A 19,933-nucleotide genomic window follows, 5' to 3' on the forward strand; every position below is an offset into this window, starting at 1 on the left:
GCCCCCTCGCCTCGGGGAAGGACATTGGAGAGGGGGTTGCTTGCTACAGCGGCCCTCCCCCTCAACGGCGAGAGGGCATGTGGGTTATGGCTTACGCGCCGGGGCGTCGCCGGCCACGTAATAGTCGGCAGTGCTACGCGGCAACGGCGTGCGCTGGCGAATACGATCGGCAATCTTCTCGGCGATCATGATGGTGGTAGCGTTCAGGTTACCGGTGATGATCAGCGGCATAATGGACGCATCCACCACCCGCAGGCCTTCCATACCGTGCACTCGCCCTTGCCCATCCACCACCGCCATCTCGTCTTCGCCCATTTTGCATGAGCAGGAAGGATGGAAGGCGGTTTCGGCATGCTCACGCACAAAAGCGTCCAGCTGTTCGTCGGTCTGCACTTCTGGCCCCGGGCTTATCTCGCGGCCGCGGTATTCGTCCAGTGCAGGCTGCGCCATGATTTCGCGCGTGATGCGAATGGCATCGCGGAACTCCTGCCAGTCCTGTTCGGTCGCCATATAGTTGAACAAGATGCTCGGATGTTGGCGCGGATCCTTCGATTTCACCTGCACCCGGCCACGGCTCGGGGAGCGCATTGAACCGACGTGCGCCTGGAAACCGTGCTCTTTCACCGCGTTGCTGCCGTTGTAGTTAATCGCCACCGGCAAGAAATGGTACTGAATGTTCGGCCAGGCGAACTCTTCGCGGCTGCGGATAAAGCCACCGGCTTCAAACTGGTTGCTGGCGCCCACGCCGGTGCCGTTGAACAGCCACTCTGCGCCGATCTTCGGCTGGTTGAACCATTGCAATGCCGGGTACAACGACACCGGCTTTTTACAGGCGTATTGCAGGTACATTTCCAGATGGTCCTGCAAGTTCTCGCCCACGCCGGGCAGATCGTGCACCAGATCGATGTCCAGGCGGTTCAGCAGCGCCGCTGGACCAACGCCGGAACGCTGCAAAATCTGCGGCGAGGCAATCGCACCGGCACACAGCAACACTTCGCGACGCGCACGGGCACTGGTGATTTGGTTACTTTCACCCTGCAAGTAGTCAACGCCCACCGCACGCTTACCCTCGAAGCGGATGCGGTCGGTCAACGCGTGAGTGACAATCTTCAGGTTTGAACGGGAACGAGCCTGATCCAGATAACCCCGAGCGGTGCTGGCGCGACGGCCTTTCGGCGTGACCGTGCGATCCATCGGGCCAAAGCCTTCCTGCTGGTAGCCGTTCAGGTCATCAGTACGCGGATAACCCGCCTGCACACCGGCCTCCACCATTGCGTGGAACAATTCGTTATTACCGGCTTTCGGCGTGGTCACGCTGACCGGACCGTCGCCACCGTGATAATCATTAGGCCCGATATCGCGGGTTTCCGCCTTGCGGAAATATGGCAGGCAGTCCAGATAACTCCAGTCCTCCAACCCCGGTGCTTTTGCCCAGTTGTCGAAGTCCATCGCGTTGCCGCGGATGTAGCACATGCCGTTAATCAGTGATGAGCCGCCCAGCCCTTTACCCCGGCCACACTCCATGCGGCGGTTGTTCATGTGCGGCTCAGGATCGGTTTCATACGCCCAGTTGTAACGACGGCCCTGCAGCGGGAATGCCAGCGCGGCCGGCATCTGGGTGCGAAAATCCATCCGATAATCCGGGCCGCCGGCTTCCAGCAGCAATACGCTAACATCAGCGTCTTCGGTTAAACGGGTGGCTAAAACGTTACCGGCTGAACCGGCACCGATAATGATGTAATCGTATTCCATACATTATCTCCTAAATATTCGTATGCCTGAATGATGCGAATGACTTGAATATCGCATGCTGAATATATCCAGGCAGTTTTGGATGCAAGAAAGGATTATCCCCTATGGATTTCGCGTTACAGCTAGGCGGCAAGGGCGTGGAACCCCAGGGGTCAAGTAAGTGACTGGGGTCCGCGTTCGCAGCCAACAACGCTGTAGCTTGAAAGACGACGGGGATATTTAAAAGATGGAAATATATTCGCCCAGCTCGACTTGTATCGATTTGACCTGGGTGTAATGTTCCAGCGTACTGAGGCCATTTTCACGGCCGACGCCAGACTGCTTGTACCCGCCGACCGGCATTTCCGGCGCCGATTCACCCCAGGTGTTGATCCAGCAAATGCCGGCCTCCAACTGGTGGATCACCCGATGCGCCCGGGTCAGATCGTTCGTCACCAAACCGGCAGCCAGGCCGAAGGTGGTGTCGTTCGCACGGCGTACCACTTCTTCTTCGCTGTGGTAAGTGAGAATGCTCATTACCGGCCCAAAGATCTCTTCGCGCACGATCTCCATCTCGTCACCGCAGTCGGTAAATACGGTCGGCGCCACATAAGCCCCTTTGGCGTATTCCCCCTCAGTCACACGTTCGCCGCCGCACAACAGCCGAGCGCCGCTTTTCTTGCCGCTTTCGATGAAGCGTAATACCGACTCCATATGCGCGAAGCTGACCAGCGGGCCGAAGTTGGTTTGTAGATCGGTAGGATCCCCCAGGCGAATGCGCTTAACGCGCTCGAGGATTTTGGCTTCGAACTCGGCCTGCAACGCTGCGGGGACAAATACTCGAGTCCCGTTGGTGCACACCTGGCCGGAGCTGTAGAAGTTGGCCATCATGGCGATATCGGCGGCGCGATCCAGGCAGGCGTCGTCAAAAATAATCAGCGGGGATTTGCCACCCAGCTCCATGGTGACTTCTTTCAGCGTCGAACCTGAGGCGTTAGCCATCACTTTCTTGCCGGTTTTTACACCGCCGGTGAAGGACACCTTGGCAATGCCGGGATGATCGGTCAGGTACTGGCCGACTTCTGCGCCGCTGCCGGTGACCACGTTGAATACGCCGTCCGGCAAACCGGCTTCGGTATAGATTTCAGCCAGCTTCAGCGCCGTCAGGGAAGTGACTTCACTGGGTTTGAAGATCATCGCGTTGCCTGCCGCCAGTGCCGGTGCGGATTTCCACAGGGCAATCTGGATCGGGTAGTTCCAGGCGCCAATACCGGCCACCACGCCCAGGGGCTCACGACGGGTATAAACAAAGGCGCTGTCACGCAGCGGGATCTGCTGGCCTTCGATCGCCGGGATCAGACCCGCATAATATTCCAATACGTCGGCACCGGTAACGATATCCACCGCAGTGGTTTCCGACATGGCCTTGCCGGTATCCAACGTTTCCAGCGCGGCCAGTTCGTCGTTGCGTTCGCGCAGAATATCCACCGCTCGGCGCAGAATACGAGAACGTTCCATCGCCGTCATCGCCGCCCACACTTTCTGTCCGCTGGCTGCACTGGCCACCGCACGGTTGACGTCTTCAGCGCTGGCAGACTGGATCTCGGCAAGCACTTCACCGTTCGCCGGGTTAACCGCGTTGAAAGTTTTTCCATCGGTACTGTCTACATAGGCACCATTAATATAGAGCTTCTGTAAGCCAAAACGGGACATAGGTTCTCCTTGGGTTATCCTCAGGGTGGCGTTTGCCCCCGGAGTTGAAACGTAATGTATTCGGTTGTGAGCGCTATCGCCTGCGTCTGGTTGAACGCCGCGCCGCGCAACGCACTGCGCAGCCACAGGCCGTCAATCAGTGCTGCCAATCCTTTGGCTGCCAGTCGCGCCTGCGCCTTGGGCAGTTGGCGACTAAATTCGGCACACAGGTTGGAATACAGCCGACGGCCGTTCACCTGTTGCAGCCGATTAAGCTGCGGCTGGTGCAAGCTGCTGGCCCAAAACGCCAACCAGGTTTTCATCGCCGCACTGTTGATCTGGCTGTCGTCGAAGTTACCGGCGACGATCGCCTGCAGCCGTGATGCCGGGCTCTGGTCGCTTAACGCCTGTAGCCGCAGCTTCACCGCCTCGCCCAAATGGCTAATCAAATAGCGCATAGTGGCTTCCAGCAGGCCGTTCTTATCCTTGAAATAATGGCTGATGATGCCGTTGGAAACTCCGGCCCGCCGCGCTATTTGCGCGATGGTGGCGTCATGCATTCCCACTTCGTTCACCGCGGCCAGCGTGGCATCTATCAACTGCTGCCTTCTGATTGGCTGCATTCCTACCTTTGGCATAATTCGACTCTCACAAAACCGACTTCGGCCTCGTCTCAGCGGCGGGATTTCACGCCCTTTTCACCTGCTGAACTTGGTCTTCATGCTCACTATTAAACTTTTTTTTGATTGAACGTTCAATAAAAATTGCATATATTTTATTACCGCTTGGTTACAAATATGTACTTTTCGGTTGTGGAACTGGCTGATTTTTGTGAGGTATTTAACGAATCTGACCAAAATCAGTGTCTGTAAGCGGTTCCCACCACGAAACGATTTTCTGTTTCGTTAACAAGCAAAGCGGCAATCTTTGGCAAGCAGAATAGCGATTGCCGCGGCTTTATATCCGCACTTTTCCGGACGGCGCCGATGCATCCGTTCAGGCTGGTGTGTGGGCACGATTTTACTCAGTTGTTAAAAAACAGAGGAAGACGATGACAACACGCGAAACCTCCTCAAAACCACAAAAGGATGGCCTTAATCCGGTGGTTTTCTTTACCTCGGCGGGGCTGATTCTGGCCTTCTCGCTGATGACCATCTTTTTTACCGATTTCTCCGGGCGATGGATCACCCGCACCCTGAATTGGGTTTCAACCACCTTCGGCTGGTATTACCTGCTGGCCGCTACTCTGTACATCGTATTTGTGGTGTTTATCGCCGCGTCGCGCTTCGGTTCGATCAAGCTCGGGCCAGAACAGTCGAAACCCGAATTCAGCCTGATGAGTTGGGCTGCGATGCTGTTCGCCGCCGGCATCGGCATTGATCTGATGTTCTTCTCGGTCGCCGAACCGGTGACGCAATATATGATGCCACCGGAAGGCCAGGGCCAGACGATGGAAGCCGCCCGCCAGGCCATGGTGTGGACACTGTTCCACTACGGGCTGACCGGCTGGTCGATGTATGCGCTGATGGGCATCGCCCTCGGCTACTTCAGCTACCGCTATAACCTGCCGTTGACCATCCGTTCGGCGCTCTACCCGATTTTCGGTAAACGCATCAACGGCCCGATCGGCCACAGCGTAGACATAGCGGCCGTGCTGGGCACTATCTTCGGCATCGCCACCACGCTGGGTATTGGCGTGGTGCAGTTGAACTACGGGCTGAAAGTTCTGTTCCACATTCCGGAAAACCTGACGGTTCAGGCCGCGCTGATCCTGCTTTCGGTGATCATGGCGACCATTTCGGTGACCTCAGGTGTTAACAAGGGCATCCGCATTCTGTCCGAACTCAACGTGCTGTTGGCGTTGGGGCTGATCATGTTCGTGCTGTTCTTCGGGGATACCGAATTCCTGCTCAATGCGCTGGTGCTCAACGTTGGCGACTACGTTAACCGCTTTATGGGGATGACCCTTAACAGCTTTGCCTTCGATCGTCCGGTAGAATGGATGAACAACTGGACCCTGTTCTTCTGGGCCTGGTGGGTGGCCTGGGCGCCGTTTGTCGGCCTATTCCTGGCGCGTATTTCGCGTGGGCGCACCATCCGCCAATTTGTAGTCGGTACGCTGATTATTCCTTTCGTGTTCACCCTGCTGTGGCTGTCGATTTTCGGCAACAGCGCGCTGTATCAGATCATTCACGGTAACGCCGCTTTCGCGCAGGAAGTAATGCAGTATCCAGAACGCGGTTTCTACAGCCTGCTGGCTCAGTATCCGGGCTTCACCTTCAGCGCCTCGGTGGCAACCATCACTGGCCTGCTGTTCTACGTCACCTCGGCGGATTCAGGTTCACTGGTTTTGGGTAACTTCACCTCGCGTCTGAGCGACATCAACAACGATGCGCCCAACTGGCTACGTATTTTTTGGTCAATAACCATTGGCCTGCTGACCATCGGCATGCTGATGACCGATGGCGTGCCCGCGTTGCAAAAAACCACGGTGATCATGGGCCTGCCGTTCAGCTTTGTGATCTTCTTCGTGATGGCCGGATTGTATAAGTCATTGCGGGTGGAGGATTACCGCAAAGCCAGCGCGTTGAACACCAGTGCGCCAATGCCGGTGTCCAGCAATGACGTGCTCAACTGGAAACAGCGCCTGTCGCGCGTAATGAATTATCCTGGCACGCAGTACACGCAGAAAATGCTGGATACCCGTTGCCGACCGGCGATGCAAGAAGTGGCGCGTGAGCTGGAACTGCGCGGTGCCAAAGTGGAATTCAGTGAGGTACCGCCAACCGAAGATGAACGTTTGAGCCATCTGGAGCTGCTGGTGCATCTGGGCGAAGAGCAGAACTTCATCTATCAGATCTGGCCACAGCGTTATTCGGTGCCGGGCTTTACCTATCGTGCTCGCTCCGGCAAGTCGCATTACTACCGGTTGGAAACCTTCCTGATGGAAGGCACCCAGGGCAATGACCTGATGGATTACAGCAAAGAGCAGGTGATCGGCGATATTCTCGATCAGTATGAGAAACACCTGAACTTTGTGCATATCCACCGTGAGGCACCGGGCAATACCCTGACCTTCCCGGATATGTGATCCGTTCATCACGGCCAAAAGGCGCAGTTTAAAAACTGCGCCTTTTTTTACGGTATATCGTCAGGCAAGTCGGCTTTTAGCAGCAGTATCGAACCCGCCAATAACACCAGATCTTTTAGCAGAAAGCTGGTGGCTCCCCCCATCGCCGGAAAGCCACCGGCCGAAACTTCCCAGGCCCCCGGAGTGGAGAAGATCAGCGTCAGGGTCGTCAGATAAGTCAGCGTCGATCCCACCGCCCCCAATAACCCCAAACGTCGCGACCAAAAACCGGCCAGCAGCAAAAGACCAAAGCTCCACTCGGCAACCCCTAACGCATAACTGGCACCGCGAATGCCAAACACATCGTGCATCCAGGCCAGCAGCGGGCTATTACCAATCAGAGGCACCAGCCCCTGCGCTTCATAATCAAACCACTTGGCATAGCCGAAAGCGGCGAAGATCACCACCAGCGCCAGCCGCACAAAGGCCACGTCCCAGTTCGAGCGCTTAAAGCGCTGCAGCCACATTGTCTGAACCATCGTCCCTCCCGTTGTACTTGCCCGCAGCCGGGATTAAACCCACGTCCATCCGGCTGCGGGGCGCGGCGGCTTACTGCCCCATAGCGTCTTTTTGCATAGCGTCTTTACTCATACTGTCTTTCTTCATGCCGTCATGCTTCATGGCGTCTTTACCCATGCTGTCTTTCTTCATGCCATCATGTTTCATGGCATCTTTGCCCATGCCGTCTTTCTTCATGCAATCCTTGCCCATACACTCTTTTTTCATGCCGTCTTTGGCCATACCGTCGTGCGACATCTGGCTCATGCCGTCTTTTTTCATCGCGTCTTTGCCCATGCTGTCGGCGGCATTGGCACCGAGGGAACCTAACATCAACGCGCTACACATCATTACTGCGAATAACTTTTTCATGGTATTTCCTTTTCTCATTTAAAAAGCACCTGTGTGCCGGGGATAGTTGGGGCCGTCGTTAGCTGCCGCCAAACCAGTTGTAACCTTGATCTTCCCAGTAGCCGCCGGGAAAGCGGTTGGTGATCTCTATGACCTGAATATGTTTCGGGTTCTTGTAGCCGAGTTTGGTCGGCATGCGCAGCTTCATCGGATAGCCGTATTTACGTGGCAGGATCTGGCCATCGTAAGTCAGCGCCATAATGGTTTGCGGATGCAGCGCCGTGGCCATATCGATGCTGGTGTAGTAGTCGTCGGCACATTTGAAGCTGACATAGTTGGCGCTCAGGTCCGCGCCGATCGCCTGCAGAAATTGCGCAAAGGGTACGCCCCCCCACTTACCGATGGCACTCCAACCCTCAACGCAGATATGGCGCGTCACCTGGCTGATTTGCGTCATGCTGTGCAATTGCGGCAAGGTCCACGGCTGCTTATTCAGCACTAACCCACTGACCTCCAACCGATAATCCTCGCCATTGATATCCGGCGCTTCTTCCTCGGCGTAAAACGCGTTGAACGGGAACGGACGAGTAATCTGCGACTCGGCATACACTGGTGCCAAATGGTCGGCGTTAAACAGCCACCCCTGCACCCGATCGTTAAAGCGCGAAATACGGCTCAACGCCTGCTCCACATGGGTGTTGTCGCTAATATCACAGCCGGAGAGCATCGCAATGCCACCCAGCGTCAACCCGTTACGCAGAAAACGGCGGCGTGAAGAGGAGGTCAACTGGCGCGCCAGCAACTGCTGTGCTTCCCTGACAATCTCCCGGCCTTCACTCAGGCTGATAAGGGGTTTATCTGTTTTCATCGGGTTCTCCTTAACGTCCACGCAGCATGGCCAACAGCGTGCGTGGTACCAGCGCCACCATGACCAGGTGCACTACTACAAACCCCACCAGCGCCGACATGGCGTAAAAGTGGATATAACGTGCCGCTTCATAGCCGCCGAGCAATTCGCGCAGCAGCGGAAATTGCACCGACTTCCACAACACCAGGCCAGACATCACCATCACTACGCCTGCCACCATCACAAACAGATAAGCAGCTCGCTGCACCATGTTGTAATGACGCAAATCGCTATGACCGAGTTTGCCCCGCAGCGCCGCCAGCAGATCGCTCAACAAGGCTTTTGGGCTGAGCGGCCAAAATTTGCGTTTCAAACGGCCGCTGAACAGATTGATCAGCAGATAACACAACCCGTTGATCCCAAACAGCCACATGCCGGCGAAGTGCCATTGGAGCGCCCCACCCAACCAACCGCCTAGCGTCAGCTCATTGATAAAACTGAAGTTGAACAGCGGGGAAGCGTTGTAGATGCGCCACCCGCTGGTGACCATGATCAGCATCGCCAACGCATTCAGCCAATGCGTCAGGCGCAGCCACAGCGGGTGGATCAGTGCGGGTTTCTCCGGCGTAATGGACATGGCCATGACGTCTCTCCTGACGGTGGCGGTTTCGATGGGCTGAGTATCCGTCTGATTTGTTCCCCAAGACCTCACGCAAAGTTAAATAAAATGTGATAACTCCGGCTTCGGCGGTTGTGTAGACTTCACTAAGGCCTGGCAATCAGCGGTGAGAGAATGGAAAAGCCAAAGAAAATTTTAATCGTCGAGGATGACGGCAATATCGCAGAGCTGCTGCAGTTACATCTGCGCGACGAGGGTTATGACATCAGCCATGCCGCCGATGGCAATCTGGGGATGGCGATGCTGGAACAGGGCGGCTGGGACGCATTGATCCTCGATTTGATGCTGCCGGGGATCGATGGGCTGGAGATCTGCCGCCGTGCGCGCAACATGACGCGCTACACGCCGATCATCATCACCAGCGCGCGATCCAGCGAGGTACATCGCGTGCTGGGGTTGGAGCTCGGTGCCGACGACTACCTCGCCAAACCCTTTTCGATGCTGGAACTGGTGGCCAGGGTTAAGGCACTGTTTCGCCGTCAGGAAGCCATGAGCCGCAACCTGAAAATGGACGCCGGCACGCTGAGCTTTAACGGCCTGACCATCGATCCGATTGCGCGTGAAGTACTGTTGAATCATCAAGCCATCGACCTGACGCCGCGTGAATTCGACCTGCTGTATTTTTTTGCCAAACATCCCGGCAAGGTCTTTTCCCGCTTGAGCCTGCTCAACCAGGTGTGGGGATATCAGCACGAAGGCTATGAGCACACCGTGAATACCCACATCAACCGGCTGCGCATCAAGATTGAAAGCAACCCGGCGGAACCCGAGCGCATCCTCACCGTGTGGGGTATGGGCTACAAATTCGCGGCAGCGCCGCAAGAGTGAATCATGAAAAACCTTACGTTAACGCAACGTCTGACCCTGATCTTCGCACTGCTGATGGTAGTCAGCTGCGCCATATCCGGCTGGATGCAGGTGCGCAGCAGTACCCAGTACAGCCAGGCGGTGATCCAGCGGTTGTCCGGTAATCTGGCGCAGCACATTGCCGACAGTAACCCGCTGTTGGGGCAAAACGGGCTGAACGCCCCCTCGGTTCACAGCCTGTTCGATCAACTGATGGCGGTAAACCCCAGCGTTGAGGTCTACCTGCTCGACAAACAGGGCAATATCATTGGCAACGCCGCGCCGGCCGGCCACCTGAAACGCCAGAAAGTGGATTTGCTGCCGCTGCAGGCCTTGTTCGATGGCGCCAGCATGCCGGTTTACGGCGATGACCCGCGCAACCCGAATGCCAGAAAAGTGTTCAGCGCCGCACCGCTGAAGGTCAATGGCCAGGTTGAAGGCTATTTGTATGTGGTGCTGCTGGGCGAAGACTACGACGCGCTGGCCAGCAACGCGCTGTTTAGCTCTGCGGTTTCCATGGCGCTGTGGTCATCGGGCCTGATGGTGCTGTTCAGCTTGTTGGCCGGCGGATTCGCGTTCTATTGGGTCACCCGGCCAATCCGTCGTCTTACGCGTCAGGTCAGCGAGCTGGACAGCGGCGGCATCGCTGCGGTACAGGCCTATGCCGCGCTGCCGGTCGACGCCGCCGGACGCGACGAGGTCAGCCGTCTGCAGCAAGCCTTCAACAGCATGGCGCAACGCATCGCCATACAGTGGCAGTCGCTTTCACAGCAGGACCAACAGCGCCGCGAGTTTATCGCCAATATCTCGCACGACCTGCGTACCCCGCTGACTTCGCTGCACGGCTACCTGGAAACGCTGTCGGTAAAATCGGCCAGCCTGAGTGAAAACGATCGCCAACGCTATCTGGAGATCGCGCTGGCGCAGAGCCGCAAGGTCGGTCGGCTGGCGCAGGAGCTGTTCGAGCTGGCACGACTGGAGTATGGCGTGGTGAAACCGCAGAAAGAGCCGTTCTCGCTCAGCGAGCTGGTGCAGGATGTGTTCCAGAAGTTCGAGCTGGCAGCCGAGGCTCGCCAGCAACGGTTGCTGGCTGATATCGCCCCGGGCATTCCATTGGTGTTCGCCGATGTCAGCATGATTGAACGCGTGTTGACCAACCTGCTGGACAACGCTATTCGTCACACGCCACAGGGGGGCGAGATTGAAGTGCGACTCTGGCAGCAGGCAGGCAAGGTGCTGGTTCAACTTAACGACAGTGGCCCCGGTATCCCACAGGAGCTGCGCGCCGATCTGTTCGTTCGCCCTTCTATTCTGAGCAGCGCGCGTCGCCACGCCAGCGGGCTGGGATTGATGATCGTGCGGCGCATTTTGTTGCTGCACGACAGCGATATCCAACTGATCGAACAACCGCAACGCGGTGCCTGCTTCCGCTTCTCAATCCCGCTGCGTTAGCGCGTTATTATTCGTTGAGGCAGCTTTTATCGATGCTGATAAATTTGTCGTTATAGATAATAAATTTCTGCCCTTTCTGGCGAATACCGGCATGAGTCAAAGTATCGCCAGGACGCAGGTATTCGGTTACCCCTTCTTCGTCGGTACTGTCGCAACCGGGCTTGATCAACAGCTTGAAGTAGGTGTTGCCGGTATTGGTGACGGTGCCGCGCTGTGAATCGAGCCGATAGGCAAAATTGGTCTGACGTGGCCGCACCACCAAAATGGTGTCCATTACCACGATTGGCTCCAGCGTCACGCCAGTTGCCTTTTGCCCTGCGGGATCGAATAAGCGGGTCGGAATTTCTCGGAACGATACCCGGTAATAGCGTTCGCGGTTATCCTGCGGCCCGCGGTAAAAGAACTTGTAATATTCGCTCTGTCCCGCCTGCAGCTGGAGTTGACGAGGGGCAAACAGCAGTTCGCCATCGGCCGGTTTGCTCCGCGTTTCGCTATCACCCGGTCGATCAATGGCCCGCAGCGTCACCTGATAAATACGCGCGCTGCGGTTATTGTTCAGCACCCGCTTGGCGGTGAAGGATTGGTCCTGATCCATCGCGAACGTCAGGGTGCCAACGTTAATCGCGCTGGTATAAAATGGCAGGCACAGCAGCCCGAGCAGCAAGCTTCTCACAGCCTTTCCCCTAGTTAATGTTGCGCCAGGTGGCTTCAACATGGATCTCACCGGCAGCGCTAACGTCGCCGTACCAACCATTACCTTCAATCGTCCTCAGTGAAATCGGGTTATTCATCGGGATACTGAATTTCACTCGTGTTTTGTTTAACACCCCTACCTCGCCGGAAATGTCATTCCACGGCGTACTGCTCCATAACGCATTCGTCATGTCATGCCACTGCCCGTCGCAGCCGGCGTCATAATCCTGCTGCCCGTTGGTGCTGGTAGTGATGCTCAGCGTCGCCGGGAACGGTACTTTGGTGCTGTTATCCGCCGAGGAAAAAATGCAGTAGCTTCTGCCGCTGAGGGCCTGTGTCGGGCCGCTGGCCATGACTCTCACCTCATCGGCAGCGGTTTTACCACTGGTGGTAACAATATAAGTAAACTCCAGCGGTGGCTCACCCGGTCCAACGTAACCTTCACGATGAGGGGTATTGTCATAGTCGTCAGAAATAATGCTAATGCTGAAATCGCGCGGTTTAATAATCAGCTGGTTTGAGGTGGAAAACTCATACCAGCCGGACTCCGGCGACGTGGTGTTCTGGAAGCGGAAGTTAATCAGGTCGCGAGTGCCACTGTCGGAGATCCCCAGCTTCACCATCTGCTTAAAGAAGTTGCTGGCGAAAAAGACGTAGATGGCATTGCTGCTTTTCAGCTCGTTAAAGGTGTAATAGCTGCCGGTACCGGAAGTGTTTTTCCAGGTGTTGCCGTTCAGACTGAACTGCAGGTCGGCGGCGTTAACCGCCGAGGACAGCGCCGCATGGTTAATGGCCGGGAACACGTGAATCGAGGTATTGCTGACGCTGCCATCGGTCTGCAGATCGTAGCTGACCATTTTGCACATGATGCCGGCGCGCGCACCGATAGTCTGGTTTTTACAGTCGGCATTCCCCTCACCGATGATCGGCACGCCGTCGCTGTTAACAAACACTTCCGATACCGCGTTGGTGTTGATAAAGCGCAGATGCGCGGCCTTGCTGTGGGTCACGGTGCGTTTATACCAATTACCGCTGGCCTGGTTCTGGCACCGTCCCCCAGCGCCGGCATCATAAGTGGCCGAGGTCTGGCAGCTGTTAATCTGCATACTGAATGCATCGCCGGGGGCCATCTGCTGCAAATATTGGTAGAAACTCGGCGACATCATGCCGTGCATCCATTTTGCGCCGCCCGGCGTCACCACCGCACCATAAAACCCTTTTTCATCGGTGCTTTGCGGCAGGATCAGGCTGGTGTCCATATTACAGCCCGCATACCAGTTAATGCAGCGCAGGCCGAGGAACGGATTTTTTATCGGGGCATTTTCCAGCCACATGTCAAAGCGGTTGTTCGCCGACAGGCCGGTGTTATAACCATTGTCCACATAGCCCAGGCTCTGCTGATAAATGGTGCCGGAGCCGCCGTATTTCAGGCCGGTCCATTTATTCGCACCGGTCATGCGCGGATCCAGCACCCCGGACGGCGTAACGAAAAAGTTGTCGTCGGCGTTGTTTTCAACGAACACGAACTTCACGGTCGCGGCGTTTGGCCAGTTGGTAACGGTAACCGCCGCACGCAACGGCAGGGCCACCCACAGCATAAGCAGCAGCGCAATTTTAGCCTTCATTGATCGTTTCTCCTGCCTGCATATTGTTGCCGGCATAGGTTTTCAGCCCGGTACAGACCACGTCACCGACCCACACGGCGCCCTGAGCCTTGCTCAGATCCAGATCCACTTCGCAGCTCTGGTTACCGCTATGCGTAAAGTCGATAACCGGGAATTTCTTATCGACGTCCATAATGAATTCGCCTTTGTCATCGGTGCGGGTGCGCCCGATATGGTTTTTGATATAGGCGTTGGCCAGCAGCGTGCCGTCTTCAGCCTTGATGCGACCGAACACCGTCACCATCTGTTTGATTTCTGGCGTGATCACCGCCACGTTACCCGGATACAGCGTCAGCTTGCTCTTGCGTTTGGTGACGATATCGAAGCTTTCCGCCGAGTTTTTATTGTTCATCAACTCCACTTCGTACTGACCGTACGGCGACAACGGCACATAGTTTTTATTGCCGGTCAGCTTGACCGTCCGTCCGTCGACCCGGGCGGTCAGCATGCCGTCGTTTTCAATACCGGTATTAAAGATGATGCCCGCATTCCCTTCGCTTCGGCCGCTGGCCGCAATATCACGCCCCTGCCAACCCACGCTGCCGCTGGCGGACAGGCTTGAGTTGACGTAACCGTCGGCGGAGCTGCTGACGTTGACCGTACCGGCGGAATATTTGGTATCAAAGCGCGCGTATGCACCGCCGTTAAGGCTGTTATCGCCGTTGGTGTCCCCGGATATCGCCCGCGACAGGTTGGCGCCGAGGGTGCGGATCGGCCCGTTTTGAATATCCTTGCGCGCCGCCAGGTTAGCCGTGGTATAGCCGTTTTGATTGGAAACTCCGGCGCTGAGCCAATTGCCCATCGGCAAAGAGAAGTCCAGCGCAATATATTTACCGGTATTTGCGCTGTAACCACCGTTGTTATAGCGCTGTATGCCGGCGCGTACGCCCAGCGTACCAAAGCGGCCGGTAAACACATTTTGATAATAATCGGCGTTGTAGTAATGACTGTTGTTCTTCTTATCGTCGTTGTAGCTGAGACTCAGGCTACCCAACGGCGACCATAGCGCACCAAAATTCATCGTGCCGCCAATGGCACGGTTATATGCATCGTTTTGCAGCAGTTTGTCGCCAATCGAGGTTTTTTCCTGATTGATCCACACACTGCTGAAACCGCCAGGCAGTGCTGCGCTGACGCTGTTAACCATGCTCCATGAGCTGTCGGAGGCCACCATGTTCTGCAGGTTGAACTGAATCGACTCGGTGAGCGGTACGCTGATGCGGCTTTCACCGACCGCATTGCTGTCAAACGAATAGCCGGACAGCGCCCAGTTGAGCCTGTTTACGTTGCCGGTAGCAGAGGCACCCAGCAGATAAGAATCTTTCGCCGGTCGCTGACGTTGGTCATCGCCGCGCCAGTCGTCCATACGGATCATTCCGCCCCAAAACTGCCAGGCCAGCGGCGCATTGGCACCACGATTGGGGCTGAACAGTTTGTTCACCCGCTGCATGCGCTTATCTACCACCTTGCCGTTGACCACCACTTCGACTTCGACGTCATAAATGCCGTAAGGCAAGTTACCGGTATCCACTTCATGGTTACCCATGGCAAAATTTTGTACGCTGAGCAGCCGCCCTTCACGCGACAAGTGCACTTCCCCCGCCGATGGGAAAAATGCCACGATCGGCGTCAGCGACTGGCTGTTATCAAAAACGGTAGAGTTGGCACGGTTACCGTAGGACAGGCCGTAGATCTTGCTGGAGTTGATGGTGGTGACCGGCCCCAGCGACTGCAGGTTCCAGCTGTCGAGCATACCGGCGGCAAAGCGGCGGCCGGCAAAATCGCGCTCGTACATCGCCTTATACAGCGTAGCGTTTTCGTCGCCGCTGCCGATGCCGTAAATCGAACCGTTCACTTCCACGTGGTGCTCGCGCAAAGCGGTAACGCTGTTGAGTGACAGGTAACTGGAAGTGTTGCCCTCGCTGGCACGGGTGCGGTTATCGTAAATACCAAGGTTATAGTCCAGCGTGCTGCTGACGGCATTGACGCTCGACGCGCCAATGTCGCTGGAGCGCGCGCGGAGCAGGGTTCCCATCGCGGACGCTTTCACCACCAGCTGTAAATTGAGCTGGCGGAAATCCAGCGCCAGCCAGGCGTCGGGCGTCAGCGCAATACGCTGCTGCCGATCAAATGCGGCCTCCTGCAGTGCCTGCAGCTGTTTGATGGTTTCCGCAGTCAGCAGTGTCCCCTCGTCACCCTCTTCCAGGGTAATTTGGCGAATTTTTAGTTGGTCGTTTTCGAGGTACAAAAAGGCATGGCCAATACGGCGGTCGTCTTTTACACCGCTGTTTTTTTCAAAGTGCAACAGCAGGGGGATGCTCATGCCTTCGCGCAACGCCAGGCTGAAGGTCTGGGGGATCAAGACGCCATCAATCTGGGTCAGTCCGGCAGCCATCGTCGTCTGACCCGGCAACAGCACGGCAGGAAGCACAAGCGCGCCGGCGGCAAGCAGGGTTTTCAACAACACATCATCCAGCGCACCTTTCACATCCACTCCTTGAATTCTTGTTATGAGTTCCATTCCGTATAGGCTTTGCCGTGGGTTACGCCGTCCGTTATTTCACCGGGATAAACTGGTCGCCATGCCACAGCGCAACGCGACCCTTCTTGTCGCTGACATCCACCTTGCTGAAAGCTCGAGCCTTGCCTGGCATGACGAAATAGTTTTCCTTGCAGTCATTCCCCTCTTTCTTGTCGCGGCAATTACCGTAGGCCACCACCTTAAAGGTGGCGTTGCCGGTGTTTTTGATCTGGCCGTCGGCAAACTGATAGTCGAATTGGTCCTGCCGTGGCGCCACCACCAAAATGGTGCCGATACGTGCCGATGTGGTGGCAACCGCGTTGCGTTTAGCCGAGTTTTTCCCCACATCGCTCAACGCCTGATCGAACCAGACAATGCGGTAATACCGTTCCTGGTTGTCGCTGGGGCCTTTGTAATAGAAACGGATCACATCGCTGGCATTGGCCGGCAATATCAGGCTGGCCGGCGACAGCAACATTTCATCTTTACTGCCCATCGGAAGCACCGTGCCGGACTCCAGCGGGCTGGAAATTCGTTCGATCTTGATATTCACCAGACGACCGCTGTCGGTGGTGTTCTTGATTTCTTTACTCAGACGCGCGCTATCGCTGTGCATGAACGAGCTGATCTCACCGACGTCGAGCGCGAAAACAGGTTGAGACAGCGATAGCAACAGGCAGGCGGCGAGAGAGAGTCGTTTCATAACGGTATTCCAGTGACGTTCTTCAGCGGGGTGGAATAAGCAGGGGATTGCCCCCTGCTCTAAACCAGCAACTCGGGGATTACGCAGTCCAGGTGGCGTTGAATTCCACGCTCACATCACCGCTCCAGATACCTTCCGGCAGGGTGCTGAAGTCGGTGACCGCAGTGGTGCCGTCAGAGGTGGCGCCAATAATGGTGAAAGTGAACTGATCTTGTGCGCTGGTGCGGACAGCCTGATTGTAAGCGTTGGATAACGCGCTCAGGTTGCCACCCAAAATGCCGGCAGAGGTGTCGATCATGGTGGTTTCCGCCGTTTTCTCTACCGCTGCGCCGTTGTAGTTCACGCCGACATTCAGGGTTGAGCCAGAGGTATCCAGCTGAGTCAGGGTGTTTGAAACCAGTTTAGAAGTCAGTTTGAAGGCAGTTGCAGTGGCATCCCCTTCTACGGTCACGTCAAACAGACCTTTCTGGCTGTTGAAACCCTTGATGCCTTCCGCATAGTTGAAAGACAGGCTGCCGATTGGGGTAACAACCAGTTTGCTGGTGGTGTCTTTCTTCGCGGTAGCAGACCAGGTAGCCAGCGCCTGAGCGGTAACGTCGGCGGCTTGAGCAGTGCTGACCGCAGCGAAGGCGGAAATGATTGCCAGAGCCAGTGTAATTTTCTTCATGGTAAAACTCCCTTCAACTTTAAATATGATTGTGCGTCCATTAGCCTGACGTGCCTTAATCAGTCACTTGCATGAGTGCTTTTAGCCAGTCTGCTTGACGGAGAAAAGAGTAACCGCATCAAATCAAAAAAGAACCATTAACTACCAATGGTCAAATATTTAGATTTTTATTCTTACTTTAATGTTTATTTTGCTTCCAGTAAGTTAAAAGGGCCATGTAATGATGCTGCAGGGAACAAAACACCTATTGTTTTCACCCCCTCTAAAACCACGTTAACGGTATATAAAACGCACTATTGCGTCAGCGCATAAATAAGGGCGACAGGTTTATTTTTGTAGGATGTTTAATTTGATGCAGATCAATTCATCTGGGTGGCTGGCAGGAAATAAAGGGATAAGCGCTTGGAACGAGAAAGTATTAAACCGCCGGCGCGGCGTGTGCCATTACAACCGACGGCGAATTTTTAGGCCGGGTGTTGAGTCCTGAATGCCAAAATCAGGCGCATAAACCCTGCTTGATTAAGCCTCAGCTTACGCATGATATTCAGTTTATGGCTACTGACCGTTTTACAACTGCGATGGGTAATACTGGCGATATGTCGCGGATTGGCGCCGGCGATCATCATCGCCAATATTTGCCATTCGCTACGGGACAAGGGTTCTACCGCGGATATCAACGCTTCCTGAATCGCCGGACTACGGTAACTTACCCCCGTACCCACAGCGTCAATGGCCTGATACAGGCAATCCAAGGGATCGTCTTTGGCCACCAGGGATAAATGCGTTTGAGCAGCCAGAATGGTCAATATGCTGGCATTGGTCACTTCAGTAAATATGATCAGTGGCGTCTTGGGCCAAATATCCTTTATCGTCAGGATGAAATGTAATACATCATACAAACTCTCACTTTCATTATACAGCTCCATTATGAGGATTTGTTTCTCATTCTCCTTTAACCCTGCCTCCACTGCCCTGATGCTGTGCACAAATTGGTAGTGTATGGGTTCGGTTCCAATAAGTGCCCGTAATCCTTTTCTCACCCAGGGGTTGGGTTCGAAAAAGAGAATGTCCTCCCTGAAAGAGATATTTTTCATAATCTATTACCATAATTAGGTATCACAAAAGCGGTTGGCGCGGAAATGCAAGGCAGCGCCGGCGAGCAAAATATAAGGCTTGCATCGAATAAATGCTGCATTATTAACCATGTGGTGAAAATTAAGTATTTAATATCAAGACAATAAAGATTGGTGGCATATTCCTTTCCCCCGGGGTGGCGTTCATCCTGACACCGATTGATGATTAATTAAGAATTGCGGCGTTGTCGCTTTCGAGTCCAGAGCAAATCTCTACCCGATGTTCGCGTAAAATGCGACAGCGCAGAAAAAACAGTCGGGAAATGCCCGAAATGTAAGAACGTACCTGATTGCTGCGTACTACCAACAGGAATTCGTCACCGCTGCACTCTGCCGTTTGCGGGCCCGCATAGGCCAGAATGTCGCGACTTAGAGCAGCACTGACGGCAGCTGAGGCGCCCGGCATCGACATAAACACCTTACAACTGCTGACTTTGCCCAGATAGATTTCTTGCCGGGAAACCGAACCGGTGAGATAGGTGGTAATGCCAACCGCCAGCATAATTACCCCCAATGCAACAACGCTGACTATCGCCCACCAGCGCCGGGAATACCCGGTATAAACCGCTTCGGCTGCGGCTGAAGAGCCTGACGAAGGCGCGATTTCCGCTTGAACCGGCGCCGGTGGAGGGGAATTTATATCTCCATTTACGAAACGATCTTCCGGCCCTTCGCAAGACTCCACCATAATTTCATATCGCAGCATAAAACCGACCTTGGGGACGGTGACAATCACCTCGTCCTCAATGCCCAGATTTTTAATAACCCGACGTAATTTACTCACACATTGGTTAAGATTATTGTTGCCTGACACCATGCCATAATCATCCCAAACCTTCTTGAATATTACCTCCCGCCCCACTGGCTCGCCATGATGCGTAATCAATAGCAGCAGTAACCGCTTCGACGGATTGGAAATAGAGATGGGATCGTCAGGAAACTCTGTCAGGCTCATGGTTCCCGTATCCACGTCAAAAATGATGTGGTCATTAATTCTATATTTCATTTTTCACAGGTTTCACTCTAGGATTATTTATCGCCGGCGTTAAATGTTAATAGAATATTAAGCAATATTTAATCAGGTTAATTAGCCAACCTTAGCCACTGACCCTTCTGAAAATCAATTAACGCCACAAAGTAAATATTTCTCACCTTATCATTTTTGATATAAGAATTTTCTCATATGCCATAACCAAAGATTATACAAACATCCACATCATTGATATATTTATATGTAAAAGATCTTAAAGTTAGTTTTTTGTTTTGTAAATTACCGCCTTTAAGCTGAAAATTCTCGTCATTCCTTTAATGCAAGCAATTTTAATA

General features: G+C 54.7%; 17 protein-coding genes. 3 read left to right on the top strand and 14 right to left on the bottom strand.

Translation table 11 applies throughout. From position 1 onward, the window contains the following. Positions 1 to 84 precede the first annotated feature (84 nt). The 3 genes from betA to betI all read right to left on the bottom strand — a co-directional run bounded on the left by betA (position 85) and on the right by betI (position 4,061). Positions 85 to 1,752, bottom strand: coding sequence for a choline dehydrogenase (gene betA / locus AC1RKC_RS06115; protein WP_046374096.1), 1,668 nt, complete (start codon positions 1,750 to 1,752; stop codon positions 85 to 87). A gap of 219 nt (positions 1,753 to 1,971) precedes the next feature. Next, positions 1,972 to 3,444 carry a betaine-aldehyde dehydrogenase gene (gene betB, locus AC1RKC_RS06120; RefSeq protein ID WP_493091854.1) on the bottom strand — a complete coding sequence of 491 codons (1,473 nt, stop codon included), beginning with the start codon at positions 3,442 to 3,444 and terminating at the stop codon, positions 1,972 to 1,974. A 20-nt stretch (positions 3,445 to 3,464) separates the two neighbouring features. Then, positions 3,465 to 4,061, bottom strand: coding sequence for a transcriptional regulator BetI (gene betI, locus AC1RKC_RS06125; protein ID WP_046374098.1), 597 nt, complete (start codon positions 4,059 to 4,061; stop codon positions 3,465 to 3,467). A 413-nt stretch (positions 4,062 to 4,474) separates the two neighbouring features. Between betI and AC1RKC_RS06130 the strand changes: the two genes are divergently transcribed. Beyond that, positions 4,475 to 6,514 (top strand): choline transporter, encoded by a 2,040-nt coding sequence (locus AC1RKC_RS06130; RefSeq protein ID WP_020825950.1) that lies wholly within the window; start codon positions 4,475 to 4,477, stop codon positions 6,512 to 6,514. A 47-nt stretch (positions 6,515 to 6,561) separates the two neighbouring features. On the opposite strand, the gene AC1RKC_RS06135 is transcribed toward AC1RKC_RS06130, so the two are convergent. The 4 genes from AC1RKC_RS06135 to AC1RKC_RS06150 form a co-directional block, all read right to left on the bottom strand. Further along, positions 6,562 to 7,032 carry a YkgB family protein gene (locus tag AC1RKC_RS06135; protein ID WP_041414351.1) on the bottom strand — a complete coding sequence of 157 codons (471 nt, stop codon included), beginning with the start codon at positions 7,030 to 7,032 and terminating at the stop codon, positions 6,562 to 6,564. 70 nt (positions 7,033 to 7,102) lie between these two features. Beyond that, the gene (locus AC1RKC_RS06140) at positions 7,103 to 7,423 is read right to left on the bottom strand and encodes a pentapeptide MXKDX repeat protein (protein ID WP_046374101.1); all 321 of its coding nucleotides are present in this window, start codon (positions 7,421 to 7,423) and stop codon (positions 7,103 to 7,105) included. Between the two features lie 58 nt (positions 7,424 to 7,481). Continuing rightward, positions 7,482 to 8,270, bottom strand: a complete 789-nt coding sequence (locus AC1RKC_RS06145) for a molybdopterin-dependent oxidoreductase (protein ID WP_493091851.1) — start codon at positions 8,268 to 8,270, stop codon at positions 7,482 to 7,484. A 10-nt stretch (positions 8,271 to 8,280) separates the two neighbouring features. Further along, positions 8,281 to 8,892 (bottom strand): cytochrome b/b6 domain-containing protein, encoded by a 612-nt coding sequence (locus AC1RKC_RS06150; RefSeq protein ID WP_116690883.1) that lies wholly within the window; start codon positions 8,890 to 8,892, stop codon positions 8,281 to 8,283. Positions 8,893 to 9,042: 150 nt separating this feature from the next. On the opposite strand from AC1RKC_RS06150, the gene AC1RKC_RS06155 reads away from it, so the two are divergent. Next, on the top strand, positions 9,043 to 9,756 hold the full coding sequence (locus tag AC1RKC_RS06155; RefSeq protein WP_116690884.1) for a winged helix-turn-helix domain-containing protein: 714 nt from the start codon (positions 9,043 to 9,045) through the stop codon (positions 9,754 to 9,756). Between the two features lie 3 nt (positions 9,757 to 9,759). After that, the gene (locus tag AC1RKC_RS06160) at positions 9,760 to 11,226 is read left to right on the top strand and encodes a sensor histidine kinase (RefSeq protein ID WP_115059432.1); all 1,467 of its coding nucleotides are present in this window, start codon (positions 9,760 to 9,762) and stop codon (positions 11,224 to 11,226) included. 7 nt (positions 11,227 to 11,233) lie between these two features. On the opposite strand, the gene AC1RKC_RS06165 is transcribed toward AC1RKC_RS06160, so the two are convergent. From AC1RKC_RS06165 to AC1RKC_RS06195, 7 genes are all read right to left on the bottom strand, one after another. Continuing rightward, positions 11,234 to 11,899, bottom strand: coding sequence for a fimbria/pilus periplasmic chaperone (locus AC1RKC_RS06165; protein WP_493091848.1), 666 nt, complete (start codon positions 11,897 to 11,899; stop codon positions 11,234 to 11,236). A gap of 10 nt (positions 11,900 to 11,909) precedes the next feature. Further along, positions 11,910 to 13,544 (bottom strand): fimbrial adhesin EcpD, encoded by a 1,635-nt coding sequence (gene ecpD, locus AC1RKC_RS06170; RefSeq protein ID WP_020825942.1) that lies wholly within the window; start codon positions 13,542 to 13,544, stop codon positions 11,910 to 11,912. Next, the gene (locus AC1RKC_RS06175; protein WP_493092257.1) at positions 13,534 to 16,059 is read right to left on the bottom strand and encodes a CS1-pili formation C-terminal domain-containing protein; all 2,526 of its coding nucleotides are present in this window, start codon (positions 16,057 to 16,059) and stop codon (positions 13,534 to 13,536) included. Before AC1RKC_RS06175 ends, ecpD begins: the two co-directional genes overlap by 11 nt. Before the next feature lie 79 nt (positions 16,060 to 16,138). Then, positions 16,139 to 16,807 carry an EcpB family pilus assembly chaperone gene (locus AC1RKC_RS06180; protein ID WP_020825940.1) on the bottom strand — a complete coding sequence of 223 codons (669 nt, stop codon included), beginning with the start codon at positions 16,805 to 16,807 and terminating at the stop codon, positions 16,139 to 16,141. Positions 16,808 to 16,886: 79 nt separating this feature from the next. Beyond that, entirely contained in the window at positions 16,887 to 17,474 is a 588-nt protein-coding gene (gene ecpA, locus AC1RKC_RS06185; RefSeq protein ID WP_020825939.1) for a common pilus major fimbrillin subunit EcpA, read from the bottom strand. Between the two features lie 464 nt (positions 17,475 to 17,938). Beyond that, positions 17,939 to 18,568 carry a LuxR C-terminal-related transcriptional regulator gene (locus AC1RKC_RS06190; RefSeq protein ID WP_116690886.1) on the bottom strand — a complete coding sequence of 210 codons (630 nt, stop codon included), beginning with the start codon at positions 18,566 to 18,568 and terminating at the stop codon, positions 17,939 to 17,941. Positions 18,569 to 18,773: 205 nt separating this feature from the next. Beyond that, positions 18,774 to 19,562 (bottom strand): winged helix-turn-helix domain-containing protein, encoded by a 789-nt coding sequence (locus AC1RKC_RS06195; RefSeq protein ID WP_254593240.1) that lies wholly within the window; start codon positions 19,560 to 19,562, stop codon positions 18,774 to 18,776. Between the last annotated feature and the right edge of the window lie 371 nt (positions 19,563 to 19,933).

Source organism: Serratia sp. GW822-FHT06E05 (assembly GCF_058799445.1).

What these genes read in the sequence shown, in the direction of transcription:
- AC1RKC_RS06145 (WP_493091851.1), bottom strand. Translation starts at nt 8,270, where the DNA reads ATGAAAACAGATAAACCCCTTATCAGCCTGAGTGAAGGCCGGGAGATT.
- AC1RKC_RS06195 (WP_254593240.1), bottom strand. Translation starts at nt 19,562, where the DNA reads ATGAGCCTGACAGAGTTTCCTGACGATCCCATCTCTATTTCCAATCCG.
- AC1RKC_RS06140 (WP_046374101.1), bottom strand. Translation starts at nt 7,423, where the DNA reads ATGAAAAAGTTATTCGCAGTAATGATGTGTAGCGCGTTGATGTTAGGT.
- AC1RKC_RS06130 (WP_020825950.1), top strand. Translation starts at nt 4,475, where the DNA reads ATGACAACACGCGAAACCTCCTCAAAACCACAAAAGGATGGCCTTAAT.
- AC1RKC_RS06190 (WP_116690886.1), bottom strand. Translation starts at nt 18,568, where the DNA reads ATGAAAAATATCTCTTTCAGGGAGGACATTCTCTTTTTCGAACCCAAC.
- AC1RKC_RS06135 (WP_041414351.1), bottom strand. Translation starts at nt 7,032, where the DNA reads ATGGTTCAGACAATGTGGCTGCAGCGCTTTAAGCGCTCGAACTGGGAC.
- ecpD (WP_020825942.1), bottom strand. Translation starts at nt 13,544, where the DNA reads ATGAAGGCTAAAATTGCGCTGCTGCTTATGCTGTGGGTGGCCCTGCCG.
- AC1RKC_RS06180 (WP_020825940.1), bottom strand. Translation starts at nt 16,807, where the DNA reads ATGAAACGACTCTCTCTCGCCGCCTGCCTGTTGCTATCGCTGTCTCAA.
- betB (WP_493091854.1), bottom strand. Translation starts at nt 3,444, where the DNA reads ATGTCCCGTTTTGGCTTACAGAAGCTCTATATTAATGGTGCCTATGTA.
- AC1RKC_RS06150 (WP_116690883.1), bottom strand. Translation starts at nt 8,892, where the DNA reads ATGGCCATGTCCATTACGCCGGAGAAACCCGCACTGATCCACCCGCTG.
- betA (WP_046374096.1), bottom strand. Translation starts at nt 1,752, where the DNA reads ATGGAATACGATTACATCATTATCGGTGCCGGTTCAGCCGGTAACGTT.
- AC1RKC_RS06160 (WP_115059432.1), top strand. Translation starts at nt 9,760, where the DNA reads ATGAAAAACCTTACGTTAACGCAACGTCTGACCCTGATCTTCGCACTG.
- betI (WP_046374098.1), bottom strand. Translation starts at nt 4,061, where the DNA reads ATGCCAAAGGTAGGAATGCAGCCAATCAGAAGGCAGCAGTTGATAGAT.
- AC1RKC_RS06155 (WP_116690884.1), top strand. Translation starts at nt 9,043, where the DNA reads ATGGAAAAGCCAAAGAAAATTTTAATCGTCGAGGATGACGGCAATATC.
- ecpA (WP_020825939.1), bottom strand. Translation starts at nt 17,474, where the DNA reads ATGAAGAAAATTACACTGGCTCTGGCAATCATTTCCGCCTTCGCTGCG.